Origin of the sequence: Streptomyces sp. NPDC047971 (assembly GCF_040653355.1) — a bacterium.
In the GTDB taxonomy this organism is placed as follows: domain Bacteria; phylum Actinomycetota; class Actinomycetes; order Streptomycetales; family Streptomycetaceae; genus Streptomyces.
In genome coordinates, this window is the sequence record NZ_JBEZNW010000018.1 from 42,188 (window position 1) to 56,232 (window position 14,045).

9 protein-coding genes are annotated in these 14,045 nt (G+C 70.0%); 3 read left to right on the plus strand and 6 right to left on the minus strand.

What is annotated here, in order from left to right:
* Nucleotides 1-16: 16 nt before the first annotated feature.
* Together AB0D99_RS18715 and AB0D99_RS18720 are read right to left on the minus strand one after the other, a co-directional pair.
* Nucleotides 17-1,165 (minus strand): DUF2092 domain-containing protein, encoded by a 1,149-nt coding sequence (locus AB0D99_RS18715; RefSeq protein ID WP_362362730.1) that lies wholly within the window; start codon nucleotides 1,163-1,165, stop codon nucleotides 17-19.
* 117 nt (nucleotides 1,166-1,282) lie between these two features.
* Complete coding sequence (locus AB0D99_RS18720; RefSeq protein ID WP_362362733.1) at nucleotides 1,283-2,293, minus strand: polyprenyl synthetase family protein; 1,011 nt, start codon at nucleotides 2,291-2,293, stop codon at nucleotides 1,283-1,285.
* 166 nt (nucleotides 2,294-2,459) lie between these two features.
* Here AB0D99_RS18720 and AB0D99_RS18725 point away from each other — a divergent pair, with 166 nt between their 5' ends.
* Entirely contained in the window at nucleotides 2,460-3,965 is a 1,506-nt protein-coding gene (locus AB0D99_RS18725) for a peptide MFS transporter (RefSeq protein WP_362362736.1), read from the plus strand.
* Nucleotides 3,966-3,977: 12 nt separating this feature from the next.
* Nucleotides 3,978-5,975 carry a CocE/NonD family hydrolase gene (locus tag AB0D99_RS18730; protein WP_362362739.1) on the plus strand — a complete coding sequence of 666 codons (1,998 nt, stop codon included), beginning with the start codon at nucleotides 3,978-3,980 and terminating at the stop codon, nucleotides 5,973-5,975.
* Nucleotides 5,976-6,035: 60 nt separating this feature from the next.
* Here AB0D99_RS18730 and AB0D99_RS18735 read toward each other — a convergent pair whose 3' ends face one another.
* A complete protein-coding gene (locus tag AB0D99_RS18735) occupies nucleotides 6,036-7,322 on the minus strand; it encodes an LPXTG cell wall anchor domain-containing protein (RefSeq protein ID WP_362362742.1) in 1,287 nt (428 codons plus the stop codon).
* 283 nt (nucleotides 7,323-7,605) lie between these two features.
* On the opposite strand from AB0D99_RS18735, the gene fahA reads away from it, so the two are divergent.
* Nucleotides 7,606-8,832 carry a fumarylacetoacetase gene (gene fahA / locus AB0D99_RS18740; protein WP_362362745.1) on the plus strand — a complete coding sequence of 409 codons (1,227 nt, stop codon included), beginning with the start codon at nucleotides 7,606-7,608 and terminating at the stop codon, nucleotides 8,830-8,832.
* Nucleotides 8,833-8,897: 65 nt separating this feature from the next.
* Here fahA and nuoN read toward each other — a convergent pair whose 3' ends face one another.
* From nuoN to nuoL, 3 genes are read right to left on the minus strand one after another with little or no spacing between them, the layout of a single operon-like run.
* Nucleotides 8,898-10,547 carry an NADH-quinone oxidoreductase subunit NuoN gene (gene nuoN / locus AB0D99_RS18745; protein WP_362362748.1) on the minus strand — a complete coding sequence of 550 codons (1,650 nt, stop codon included), beginning with the start codon at nucleotides 10,545-10,547 and terminating at the stop codon, nucleotides 8,898-8,900.
* Nucleotides 10,544-12,133: an NADH-quinone oxidoreductase subunit M gene (locus AB0D99_RS18750; protein ID WP_362362751.1), complete on the minus strand. Its 1,590-nt coding sequence runs from the start codon at nucleotides 12,131-12,133 to the stop codon at nucleotides 10,544-10,546. Before AB0D99_RS18750 ends, nuoN begins: the two co-directional genes overlap by 4 nt.
* A gap of 5 nt (nucleotides 12,134-12,138) precedes the next feature.
* Complete coding sequence (nuoL, locus tag AB0D99_RS18755; RefSeq protein WP_362362754.1) at nucleotides 12,139-14,034, minus strand: NADH-quinone oxidoreductase subunit L; 1,896 nt, start codon at nucleotides 14,032-14,034, stop codon at nucleotides 12,139-12,141.
* Nucleotides 14,035-14,045: the final 11 nt, after the last annotated feature.

The window sequence follows — 14,045 nt, forward strand, 5'->3', positions numbered from 1 at the left end:
GGGGTCCCAACGCGCCCTACTTCGCGGCGTTCGCCGCCTGCACCAGCGCGTCCTTCGTGACCGCGCCGGCGTACACCTTGCCGTCGTCCGTCATCAGCACGTTGACGATCTTCGTCTTGAAGACCGTGCCGGAGCCGAACTTCCCGGTGACCTTGTCACCGAGGCTGTCCAGGAAGCCCTGGACCTCCTTCGGGGCCTCGTCCGTCTTCGGCGCCGGAGCACCCGTGTCGAACGTCGCGATCGCGGTCCAGCCCTCGCCGATCACGTTCGGACCCTCGCCGCCGCCCAGGTCCCCGAGGCCGCCGAACTGCTTCCCGAACTCCTTGCCGAAGTCCTCGGAGCCCTTCTCGTCGTCCGGTACGCCCTCCGTCACCTTGGCGCCCTTCGGCGCCTTGAAGTCGAACGTCGAGGCAGCCGGCTTGCCGAAGTCGACCTTCGTGAAGCCCGCGTCGACCACCGGCTTGCCGCCGTCGACCGAGGTGAGGGTGAACTTCAGCGGGGTGCCGTTGCCGGCGTCCACCGCGACCTTCACCGACTCGACCATCGAACCGCTCTGCTTCGGCTTGATGACGAGCTGGTACGCGTCCCGGCCGGCCACCTTCGCCGTGCCGCCGACCGTGATCGAGGTGGTGCCGTCCGCGGCCTTCAGGATCTCGTCGGCGAGCTCCTTCGGCGTGGCCGGCAGCTCCTTCTCCGGCGCCTCGCCGGCCCTGTCCGTCTTCTCGTGGAAGACCTCGTTCGACTTGCTGTCGTAGCCCCACACGTCGTCGCCGTTGTGGATGAGGCTGTACTCGTCCGCGCCGTCCAGGATGGTCAGCTTCTGCCGGTCCGGGCCGTCGGCGGCCACGCGCAGCGTGTGCGTGCCCGAGACGAGCTGCGTCAGCTTCTCCTCCGGGTCGGCCGAGGCGGGGCCCGAGCCGCCGCCGAGGGAACCGGCCAGGCCCGCCACCGACGGCAGACCCAGGTCGGTGCTCACCTTGAACGTGCCGGACAGCGTCTGCGTCTCGGACGCCGCGATCTTCTCGATCAGCTGCTGGGCGGTGATCTCCGGCAGGTCCGGGTCACCGGACGCCGCGAGAGCCGGTACGAGCCCGATGGTCGCGGCGGCCACTCCGGCCACCGCGACCGGGACGATGTAGCGGCTCGCCTTACGGTTGTCTGCCATGGTCTGTCCCTACCTCCGTGGTCGATGACTCCATCTGACCAAAGACGAGCGGCGGAATCGTCAGCCCCCGGGCGCAATCCGACGTACTGCTGAGGGATGACCCGACCCTGAGACGCCCTAGCCCGCGCGGTGGACCACCGCGTCGCAGAGCTCCTGCAGAGCCGACTTGGCGTACCCCTCGGGCAGCGGGGCCAGCATCGCCCGGGCCTCCTCGGCGTAGCGCACGGTGTCCCGGCGGGCCTGTTCCAGGGCGGGGTGGACCCGCAGCCGTCGCAGGGCCTCCGCGTGGCGCGCGTCGTCGCTGAGGTCGCTGTCGACGAGCTCGACCAGCTCCACGTCCTCCGGGCGCCCGTGGGCCGCGGCGGCGGCGCGCAGGTGGAGCACCGGCAGGGTCGGGATGCCCTCGCGCAGGTCCGTGCCGGGGGTCTTGCCGGACTCGTGGGAGTCGGAGGCGATGTCGAGGACGTCGTCGGCGAGCTGGAAGGCGACGCCGAGGCGCTCGCCGTACTGGGTGAGGATGTCGACGACGCTCTCGTCCGCGCCGGACATCATCGCGCCGAAGCGGCAGGAGACGGCGACGAGCGAGCCGGTCTTGCCTCCGAGGACGTCGAGGTAGTGGTCGACGGGGTCGCGGTCGCCCTGCGGGCCCGCGGTCTCCAGGATCTGGCCGGTGACCAGACGTTCGAACGCCTCCGACTGGATGCGTACGGCCTCGGGTCCGAGGTCCGCGAGCGTGTGCGAGGCGCGGGCGAAGAGGAAGTCACCCGTCAGGACGGCGATCGAGTTGCCCCATCGGGTGTTGGCGGAGTCGACGCCCCGTCGCACGTCCGCCTCGTCCATGACGTCGTCGTGGTAGAGCGTGGCGAGGTGGGTGAGCTCGACGACGACGGCCGAGGGCACGACACCCGGCGCGTACGGGTCGCCGAACTGGGCGGCGAGCATCACGAGCAGGGGCCTGAAGCGCTTGCCGCCCGCCAGGACGAGATGCTGGGCGGCCTCCGTGATGAAGGGGATCTCGCTCTTGGTGGCGTCGAGGAGCCCTGCCTCCACGGCCGCCAATCCGGTCTGGACATCGGCCTCAAGAGCCTGGTCCCGCACGCTAAGACCGAACGGCCCGACGACGGTCACGAGGGGGTCTCCTGTCTGCTGACGCCTGCTGACGATCACACGGATTGTCGATGTGTCGCTCGATTCACTCAAGTCAGCGTATCCGGTCGCCTTTCGATCACCATGGGCGCCTTCCCGCCACCCCCGGTATGTTCGTGATCAGCTCATACGACCAGGAGTAGGCGTTTTGTCCCGAACAGCGATCGATTCCGATACGAACGACGAGCAGCCGCCACCCGAAGACGATCATGCCTTCTTCGGTCAGCCGAGGGGGCTCCTCACCCTCTCGGGCCTGGAGATCTGGGAACGATTCTCCTTCCTCGGGATGCAGGCGATCCTCGTCCTCTACTTCGCCGACACCGTCGCGAACGACGGCCTCGGCATGGCCCCGGGCACGGCCGCCTCCGTCGCGGCCGCCTACGGCACCCTGGTCTACCTGGTCTCCGTCGCCGGCGGCTGGCTGGCCGACCGCATCCTCGGCTCCTACCGGGCCGTGCTGTGGGGCGGCATCCTGATCGCCCTCGGCCACTACTCCATGGCGGTGCCGACCGCGGGCATGACCTGGGCGGGCCTCGGCCTGATCAGCGCCGGCACCGGTCTGCTCAAACCGAACGTCGCCACCATGGTCGGCAAGCTCTACGCGACCGACGACGACCGCCGGGACGCCGGCTTCGCCATCTACTACATGGCGATCAACATCGGCGCCTTCGCCGGCCCGCTGATCACCGGCTGGCTCGCCGACCACCGGGGCTACCACTGGGGCTTCTCGGCCGCCGCCATCGGCATGACCTTCGGCCTGCTCCAGTACGTCCTCGGCCGCCGTCACCTGGCCGGACGCAAGCACTCCGCCGAGTTCGCGCTGGCCCCCGACGCCATGCGCCGGGCGGTCCTGCTCATCGTCCTCGGCACGCTCGCCGTGGGGGCGGTGGCGGCCGTGCTGGCCGCGGCGGGCTGGCTGACCATGGACCGCTTCGTCGACCTGCTGACGCTCGTCTCGGTGATCGCCCCGGTCGTCTACTTCTGGGTGATGTTCAAGAGCCCCCGGGTCACCGCGGAGGAACGCGGCCGGCTCAAGCCGTACGTCGTGCTCTTCCTGGCCTCGGTGGTCTTCAACTTCATCCTCTTCCAGGCGTACTCGACGATGATCCTGCTGGCGTCCACCAACGCCCGCACCACCATCCTCGGCTTCGACTTCCCGGCCAGCTGGTACGCCTCCGCCCTCGGCGCCTTCGAGGTCGCCCTGGCCCCCGTCGTGGCCGCCGTCTGGGCCCGCATGGGGCACAACCAGCCACACGCCTCCAACAAGATCGCGTTCGGGGTGATCCTCGGCGGTCTGTCGTTCCTGCTGATGGTCGTGCCGACCTCCGGTCACGCCGACGACACGTACCGGATGGCGGCCTGGTGGATCGTCGGCTCGTACCTCCTCCTCGGCCTCGGTGACGTCCTCCTGGAGACCTCCGGGATGTCCGCCACCACCAAGCTCGCCCCGAAGGCCTTCTCCAGCCAGACGATGTCCCTCTGGTTCCTCTCCCTCGCCCTCGCCAACGGCATCCAGGCACAGACCGTGAAGCTCTACGACGACGTCTCCAAGCCCGCCTACTTCGGGGTCAACGGCGCCATCGCCGTCGCCGCGGGCCTCGTCGTGATCGCCCTCGCGCCCTGGCTGCGCCGCACCATGCACCCCGTCCACTGAGGTTGGTCCGCCATGCGCATCCGTACCGAGTTCCCGTACGAGACGACCCACGAAGATGTCCGGATTCCGCTCCCCGACCGGACGAAGCTCTACGCCCGGATCTGGCGGCCGGTCACCGACGAGCCCGTCCCGGCCCTCCTGGAGTACCTGCCGTACCGCCTGACGGACTGGACGGCGCCCCGTGACCGGCAGCGCCACCCCTGGTACGCCGGGCACGGCTACGCCTCCGTGCGCGTCGACGTGCGCGGGCACGGCAACAGCGAGGGCCTGCCCGGCGACGAGTACGACGCCGTCGAGCTGGCCGACGGCGTGGCGGTGGTGAACTGGCTCGCCGAGCAGCCCTGGTGCACGGGGAAGGTCGGCATGTTCGGCATCTCCTGGGGCGGCTTCAACTCGCTCCAGATCGCGGCCCTCGCCCCCGAACCGCTGAAGGCGATCGTCACCGTCTGCTCGACCGACGACCGCTACGACAACGACGTCCACTACATGGGCGGCTCCGTCCTCGCCGTGGACATGCACGCCTGGGCGGCCACCATGCTCGCCTTCGTCGCCCGCCCGCCGGACCCCCTGTACGTGGGCGGGGAGTGGCGGGAGACGTGGCTGCGGCGCCTGGAGGCGGTGGATCCGTTCATCCACACCTGGCTCGCCCACCAGACCCGGGACGCCTACTGGCGGCACGGCAGCGTCTGTGAGGACTACGGGGCGATCGAGGCGGCCGTCCTCGCGGTGGGCGGCTGGCACGACCCGTACCGGGACACCGTGCTGCGACTGGTCGAGCACCTCCCCCAGGACCGGGTGCGCGGGATCATCGGTCCCTGGTCGCACCAGTACCCGGACCGCGGCCTTCCGCCGGGCCCGGCGATCGGCTTCCTCCAGGAGACCCTGCGCTGGTGGGACCACCACCTCAAGGGCGCCGACAACGACGTGATGGCCGAGCCGCTGCTGCGCTCGTGGATCAGCGGGTCGCACCCGCCGGCCACCGTCTACGAGGAGCTGCCGGGCCGTTGGGTCGCCGACCCGGCCTGGCCGTCCCCGAACGTCACCCCCGTGACGTACGCCTTCCAGGGCGAGCCGGTGCTCGTCGACTCGCCCCAGCAGACCGGCCTGGACGCGGGCCGCTTCTTCCCCTTCGGCAACGACGCCGACCTGCCGCCCGACCAGCGCGACGAGGACGCCCACTCGGCGTGCTTCGACTTCGCGGTCCCGGAGGACGGCGCGGCGATCGAGATCCTGGGCCGCCCCGGGGTCAGCCTGTCCCTGCGCGCCGGCGCACCGACGGGCCAGGTGATCGCCCGGCTGTGCGACGTCGCCCCCGACGGCTCCTCGACGCTCGTCACGCGGGGCGTGCTGAACCTCTCCGCCCGCTACGGCCGCGACCGCGCGGTGGAGGCCCAGCTCGGCGAGGCGGAGGACCACGTTTTCGAGCTGAACGGCATCGGCCACACCTTCCCGCCCGGCCACCGGGTCCGTCTCGCGGTCTCCTCCGCGTACTGGCCGTGGATCTGGCCCCAGCCCGACGCCGCCGGCTTCACCCTCGATCCCGCCGCCTCGAACCTGACGCTCCCCGTCCGCCGGCACACGGACGACGCGATCGAGTGGGAGGAGCCCGAGCAGTCCGAACCGCTGGGCGTGGTCGTCCCGGCGACCCTGGAGGAACCCCGCCCGGAGCGGCTGGTGGTGCGGGACGTGGCCAAGGGCGAGTGGCGGCTGGAGGTCGACCCCCGGTACGGCGGCACGCGGGTCTATCCGGACGGCCTGGAATTCACCGAGGACGCCCTGGAGACGTACACCATCGACGAGAACGATCCGCTCTCCGCCCGTACCCGCTCGGACTGGTCGATCCGACTGCACCGCCCGGAGTTGGCGTGGGACGTCACGGTCGACTCGCGTTCGGAGATCTCCTGTGACGCGGATGTATTCGTCACGTCGAACGAAGTGGTGTGCAAAGAGGGTGGGGAGGTTCTCTTCCACCGGACCTGGGAGAAACGGATTCCGCGTACGGCGGGGTGAACGGAAGGGAAAGGGGCCCGCATTCCGTACGGAATGCGGGCCCCTCACTCACCACGTCGATCAGGCGTCGGCGCCGGCCTTGCGGCGACGGACGACGAACATCGCACCGGCACCGAGCGCGACGGCCGCGGCGCCCGCGAGGGCGATCTGCGGAACGGCGTCGTTCGAACCGGTCTTGGCGAGCGAGCCGGTGGTGGAACCGGTGGTTCCGCCGTTCACCGCGGTGGTGGAGGTGTTGCCCTGCCCGGTGGTGTTGGTGTTCCCGCCGGTCGAGCCGTTGCCGTTGCCGCCGGTCGCGGGGGTGCCGGCCTTGGCGATCTCGAAGTCGAAGGTCTCGTCCTCGTCGCCCCAGCCGCAGCTGCCGTCGTTGTTGTCGTAGCCGGTGGCGGAGATCAGCGAGACGAACGCCTTCGGCGCCTTGGCGTCGACCGCGAGACGCAGCTTGACGTCGACCTTGGCACCGGGCTTGATCGTGCCGACCTCGATGAAGGCGATGTTCTCGACGGAGTCGTTCCAGGTCGACCCGTCGACGGACCACTTGAGGTCCGTCCACTTGTCCAGGTTGTCACCGGTGGCGGTGTTGATGACGGCGGTGAAGGCACCGGCGTCGTCGAGCTGGGTGCCCGTGCCGTTGTTGATGCGCAGCGTGAAGTCGGTGCTCTTGCCCGCGACGGCCTTCTTGGGGCCGCTCAGGTCGAGCGTCAGCGTCTTGCTGACGTCCTTGCACTCCTCACCCGGCTCCTCGGCCTCCGCGTCGGCGAGCGCCTTCTTGGCGGCGTCGAGGGCCTTCCTGGCGTCCTTCTCCGCCTTCTGGGCGACGCCGAGCTTCTTGAAGGCGGCGACCCGCGCGTCCGAGAGCGCGGTGCCGGCCTCGGCGGACTTGGCGTCCGCCGCGGTCTTGGCGGTGGCGGCGGCCTCGGCCGCCTTCTTCGCCTCGGCGACCGCCTTCTCGGCCTCGGTCTTGTCCGAGCCCTCGGGCAGGGCCGCCAGCGCGGCCTCGGCCTCGGCCAGCTTGGTGTCGGCCTCGGTCTTGGCGGTGGCGGCGGCCTCGGCCGCCTTCTTCGCCTCGGCAATGGCGACCCGCAGCGGGTGGTCGGCCTTGTCCAGGGCGTCGAGCGTCTTCTCGATCTCGACCTGGGCGGCGTCCTCCGCGGCGACCGCGGCGTCGTACGCCTTCTGGGCGGCGGCGACCGCGAGCTTCAGCTGCTCGATCGAGGGCTTCTCGTCCTGCGTCTGCGCCGGCGCGGCCGGCTTGTTGTCGGCGAACGCCGGGGCGGCCGAAAGGAGAACGACGGGCGTCGTCACCGCGGCGGCAACGGCCGTCGCGAGAATGCGGCGAATCTTCAAGGCAGACCTTTTCTGGTCGAACGAAGATGAAAGAAATGGGGGTCGCGCCTGCGGGGACCTCACGCGGTGCGACGTTGCCGAGATCGTATGACCCGAATAAGGCCCGGGAAAAGCGGGAATTGAACGCGCTCAGTCGCACAGCCGCCGCACAGCACGCATAAAGCACGCGAACATGGACAGTTGTGCACGCAGGCCGCACTTTCTGTGTGACCCATGTCATCCGCGCCGAGCGGTCCGACCCGTAACGTGTCCCCCACACCCGTGGAAAGCGAGGCAAGCACCGATGCCCGAGCAGTCCCCGCTCGACCTCGCCGAAGGCGACCCCTTCGGCCCGCACAACCTTCCGTACGGCGTCTTCTCCACCGCCGACGAGCCCGACCGGCGGAGGGTCGGCGTCCGCATCGGCGGCCATGTCCTCGACGCGGGAGCCGCGGCGCACGCCCTCGGGTCCCCGTACGCCGCGCTGCTCGCGCAGCCCAGCCTCAATCCGCTGCTCGCCGCCGGCCGGACCGCCTGGCGCGACGTGCGCCGCGCGCTGACCGCCTGGGTGACCGTGCCCGCCCACCGGCCGGACATAGAGCCCCTGCTGCACCCGCTGGGCGCGGTCACGATGCACCTGCCCTTCGAGGTCGCGGACTACGTCGACTTCTACGCGAGCGAGCACCACGCCACCAACGTGGGCCGGATCTTCCGGCCCGACGGCGACGCGCTGACCCCGAACTGGAAGCACCTGCCCATCGGTTACCACGGACGCGCGGGCACGGTCGTGGTCTCCGGCACCGATGTCGCACGCCCCTCCGGGCAGCGCAAGGCGCCCACGGACCCGGCGCCCGTCTTCGGCCCCTCGGTGAAGCTGGACATCGAGGCGGAGGTCGGCTTCGTCGTCGGCACCCCGTCCGCGCACGGCACGCCGGTCCCGCTGGGTGACTTCCGTGAGCACGTCTTCGGGCTCACCCTCCTCAACGACTGGTCGGCGCGGGACCTCCAGGCGTGGGAGTACGTGCCGCTCGGCCCCTTCCTCGGGAAGTCGTTCGCGACGTCCGTCTCGGCCTGGGTGACCCCGCTGGAGGCCCTGGACGCCGCCCGTACCGCGCCGCCGGCCCGGGACTTCGACCTGCTGCCGTACCTGGACGACTCCGCCGACGAAGAGCTCGGCGGCTTCGACGTGCGGATCACGGTCGAGATCAACGGCGAGGTGGTCTCGGAGCCGCCGTTCGCCACGATGTACTGGACGGCCGCCCAGCAGCTCGCCCACATGACGGTCAACGGAGCGTCGCTGCGGACCGGTGACCTGTACGGCTCCGGCACGGTCTCGGGCCCCGAGGTGCACCAGCGCGGCTCGCTGCTCGAACTGACGTGGAACGGCCGGGACGCGCTCGAACTCCCCACCGGGAAGAGGACGTTCCTGGAGGACGGCGACGTGGTCACGCTCACCGCGTGGGCGCCCGGCCCGGACGGCACCCAGGTCGCGCTCGGCGAGGTGACCGGGCGGATCGTTCCGGCGCCGTAGCCCCGCACATACGTCAGGGCCCGGCCCCCGCGCGAGCGGGGACCGGGCCCTGACGGCGTCGCCGGCTACCTCACGAACACGCTCGCCTGGCCCGCCAGGTCCAGGAAGTACTGCGGCGCGAGGCCCAGCACCAGCGTCACGACGACGCCGACCGTGATCGTGGCGGCCGTGAAGCCCGAGGGCACGGCGACCGTGGGGCCGTCCGCCTTCGGCTCGCTGAAGAACATCAGCACGATCACCCGGATGTAGAAGAACGCCGCGATCGCCGACGAGATGACACCGACGACGACCAGCGCGCCCGCGCCGCCCTCCGCCGCCGCCGAGAAGACCGCGAACTTGCCGGAGAATCCGGACGTCAGCGGGATGCCGGCGAAGGCGAGCAGGAAGACCGCGAAGACCGCGGCCACGAGCGGCGAACGGCGGCCCAGACCGGCCCACTTGGACAGGTGCGTCGCCTCGCCGCCGGCGTCCCGGACCAGGGTGACGACCGCGAAGGCGCCGATCGTCACGAAGGAGTACGCGCCCAGGTAGAACAGCACCGAGGAGATGCCGGAGGGTGTGGCGGCGATGACACCGGCCAGCAGGAAGCCCGCGTGCGCGATGGAGGAGTACGCGAGCAGCCGCTTGATGTCGGTCTGGGTGATCGCGACGATCGCGCCGCCCAGCATGGTGACGATGGCGACGCCCCACATGACCGGCCGCCAGTCCCAGGTGAGGCCCGGCAGCACCACGTACAGCAGACGCAGCAGCGCGCCGAACGCGGCGACCTTCGTCGCGGCGGCCATGAAGCCGGTGACGGGGGTCGGCGCACCCTGGTAGACGTCCGGGGTCCACATGTGGAAGGGCACGGCGCCGACCTTGAAGAGCAGTCCCATCAGGACCAGGGCGAAGCCGATGAGCAGCAGGGCGTCGTTGCCCATGGTGTCGGCGAGCGCCGGGTTCATCGAGGTGACCGAGCCGTCGACGACGTCGGCGATGGTGGCGTACGAGACGGAGCCCGCGTAGCCGTAGAGCAGGGCGATCCCGAAGAGCAGGAACGCCGAGGAGAAGGCGCCGAGGAGGAAGTACTTGACCGCGGCCTCCTGCGACATCAGCCGCTTGCGGCGGGCGACGGCGCAGAGCAGGTACAGCGGCAGGGAGAAGACCTCCAGGGCGATGAAGAGCGTCAGGAGGTCGTTGGCGGCGGGGAAGACCAGCATGCCGGCGATGGCGAACAGCGCCAGCGGGAACACCTCGGTGGTGGTGAACCCGGCCTTGGCCGCCGCCTTCTCCTGATCGCTGCCGGGGACGGCGGCGGCCTCGGCGGCGAAGGAGTCGACCTTGTGGCCGTGGTCGGCCGGATCGAGCCGGCGCTCGGCGAAGGTGAAGACCGCGACGATCGAGGCCAGCAGGATGATGCCCTGCAGGAAGAGCGCCGGTCCGTCGACGGCGATGGCTCCCATGGCCGCGATGTGGGCCTTGGTGGAGCCGTATCCGCCGGCGGCGAGGCCGACGATCGCGGCGAACGCGGCCACGAGCGCCAGGACGCTGAGGAACACCTGGCTCTGGTAGCGGGCCTTGCGGGGCACGAACGCCTCGGCCAGGACACTGAGGACCGCGGCACCGACGACGATGAGTACGGGTGAGAGCTGGACGTACTCGATGTGGGGTGCCGGGATCTTGTTCAACGGCTCGGCAGCCGTCGTCCACAGGCTGTGGACAGCCGACGCACTCACTTGGCCGCCTCCGCGTTCTGAATGGGGACAGTGGGCTGGGGGTCCTTCTGCTGGACGTCGGACATGGTGTGCGTGACGGCCGGACCGACGATGTCCGTCAGCGGCTTCGGGAACACCCCGAGGAAGATCAGCAGGGCGATCAGCGGGGCGACCACGACCAGCTCCCGCACCCGCAGGTCCGGCATCGTCCGGACCTCCTCCGTCTTCACGGGTCCAGTCATCGTCCGCTGGTACAGCACGAGGGTGTAGAGCGCGGCGAGGACGATGCCGGTGGTGGCGATGATGCCCGCCACCGGGTACCGCGCGAACGTGCCGACCAGGACCAGGAACTCACTCACGAAGGGCGCGAGGCCCGGCAGCGAGAGGGTGGCGAGACCGCCGATCAGGAAGGTGCCGGCGAGCACCGGGGCGACCTTCTGCACACCGCCGTAGTCGGCGATGAGCCGCGAGCCGCGCCGGGAGATCAGGAAGCCGGCGACCAGCATCAGCGCGGCGGTCGAGATGCCGTGGTTGACCATGTAGAGCGTCGCACCGCTCTGCCCCTGGGTGGTCATCGCGAAGATGCCCATGATGATGAAGCCGAAGTGCGAGATCGAGGCGTACGCGACCAGGCGCTTGATGTCCCGCTGGCCGACCGCCAGCAGCGCCCCGTAGACGATGCTGACCAACGCGAGCGCGATGATCACCGGGGTCGCCCACTTCGATGCCTCGGGGAAGAGCTGGAGGCAGAAGCGGAGCATCGCGAAGGTGCCGACCTTGTCGACCACCGCGGTGATGAGCACGGCGACCGGTGCGGTCGCCTCCCCCATCGCGTTCGGCAGCCAGGTGTGCAGCGGCCACAGCGGCGCCTTCACCGCGAAGGCGAAGAAGAAGCCGAGGAAGAGCAGCCGCTCGGTGTTGGTCGCCATCTCCAGCTGACCCGACGCCCGCGCCTCGGCGATCTCGGTGAGGGAGAAGTTCCCCGCGACCACGTAGAGCCCGATGACGGCGGCCAGCATGATCAGTCCGCCGACCAGGTTGTAGAGCAGGAACTTGACCGCCGCGTACGAACGCTGGGCCGCCGCGTTCTCGTCCGAGCCGCTGTGGGCCCGGTCCCCGAAGCCGCCGATGAGGAAGTACATCGGGATGAGCATGGCTTCGAACAGGATGTAGAAGAGGAAGACGTCGGTGGCCTCGAAGGAGAGGATCACCATCGCCTCGACCATCAGGATCAGGGCGAAGAAGCCCTGGGTCGGCCGCCAGCGGCTGCTCTTCGTCTCCAGGGGGTCGGCGTCGTGCCAGCCGGCCAGGATGACGAAGGGGATCAGCAGCGCGGTGAGCGCGATCAGCGCCACCCCGATGCCGTCCACGCCCAGTTCGTAGCGGACCCCGAAGTCCTTGATCCAGGAGTGGGATTCGACGAGCTGGTAGCGGTCGCCGCCCGGCTCGAAGCGGACCAGGACGACCGCGGCGAGGACGAGCGTGACCAGCGAGACCAGCAGCGCCAGCCACTTCGCCGCCGTGCGGCGGGCCGCGGGGACGGCGGCGGTGAGGATCGCACCGACCGCCGGCACCGCTGCCGTCACCGTCAGAAGAGGGAAGGACATGAGCGTTACACCGCCCTCATCAGCAGGGTCGCGGCGATCAGCACCGCAGTACCTCCGAACATGGAGACCGCATACGTGCGGGCGTAGCCGTTCTGCAGCTTGCGCAGCCGGCCGGACAGGCCGCCGACGGAGGCCGCGGTGCCGTTGACCACTCCGTCCACCAGGGTGTGGTCGACGTAGACGAGCGAGCGGGTGAGGTGCGTGCCGCCCGTCACGAAGACGGCGTGGTTGAAGTCGTCCTGGAGCAGGTCCCGGCGGGCCGCCCGGGTGAGCAGCGAGCCGCGCGGCGCGGTGACCGGGACGGGCCTGCGTCCGTACTGGAGGTACGCGATCCCGACGCCGACGACCATCACCACGACCGTGGCGGAGGTGATGGCCGCGGCGCTGAGCGGCGGGTGCCCGTGCTCGAACGCGGTCACCGGCTCCAGCCAGGTGATGAAGCGGTCGCCGATGCTGAAGAAGCCACCCGCGAGAACGGACCCGAAGGCCAGCAGGATCATCGGCACCGTCATCGACTTCGGCGACTCGTGCGGGTGCGGCATCTCACCCTTCTCGTCGGCCTGCCAGCGCTTCTCGCCGAAGAAGGTCATCAGCATCACGCGCGTCATGTAGAACGCCGTGATGGCCGCGCCGAGGAGCGTGACCGCGCCGAGGATCCAGCCCTCGGTGCCGCCCTTGGCGAAGGCCGCCTCGATGATCTTGTCCTTGGAGAAGAAGCCGGACAGGCCCGGGAAGCCGATGATCGCGAGGTAGCCGAGGCCGAAGGTGACGAAGGTGACCGGCATGTACTTCCTGAGGCCGCCGTAACGCCTCATGTCCACCTCGTCGTTCATGCCGTGCATGACCGAGCCGGCGCCGAGGAAGAGCCCGGCCTTGAAGAAGCCGTGCGTCACCAGGTGCATGATCGCGAAGACGTAGCCGATGGGGCCGAGGCCCGCCGCCAGGATCATGTAGCCGATCTGCGACATCGTCGAGCCGGCCAGCGCCTTCTTGATGTCGTCCTTCGCGCAACCGACGATCGCACCGAAGAGGAGCGTGACGGCGCCGACCACGACGACCACGAGCTGGGCGTCGGGGGAGGCGTTGAAGATGTTCGCGGAGCGGACGATGAGGTAGACACCGGCGGTCACCATGGTGGCCGCGTGGATGAGGGCGGAGACCGGGGTCGGGCCCTCCATCGCGTCCCCGAGCCAGGACTGCAGCGGCACCTGGGCCGACTTGCCGCAGGCCGCGAGGAGGAGCATCAGGGCGATCGCCGTCAGCGTGCCCTCGCTCGTCTCGCCGGTCGCCTCCAGGACCGGCCCGAAGGCGAAGGTCCCGAAGGTGGTGAACATGATCATGATGGCGATCGAGAGGCCCATGTCGCCGACCCGGTTGACCAGGAAGGCCTTCTTCGCGGCGGTGGCCGCGCTGGGCTTGTGCTGCCAGAAGCCGATCAGGAGGTACGAGGCGAGGCCGACGCCCTCCCAGCCGAAGTACAGCAGCAGGTAGTTGTCGGCGAGCACGAGCAGCAGCATCGCCGCGAGGAACAGGTTCAGATAGCCGAAGAAGCGGCGCTTGCGCTCGTCGTGCTCCATGTACCCGATCGAGTACACGTGGATCAGCGAGCCCACGCCGGTGATCAGCAGCACGAACGTCATCGACAGCTGGTCGAGCTGGAAGGCGATGTCCGCCTGGAAGCCCCCGACCGGGATCCAGCTCCACAGGTGCTGGTACAGGGCCCGGTCGTCCGCGCTCTTGCCGAGCATGTCGGCGAAGAGGACGGCACCGATGACGAAGGAGGCGGCCGCGAGCACCGTGCCGAGCAGGGGCCCGACCTTGTCCAGGCGCCGCCCGCCGCACAGCAGGACGGCCGCTCCCAGCAGAGGCGCCGCGATGAGCAGCGCAATCAGGTTCTCCACGATTCAGCCCC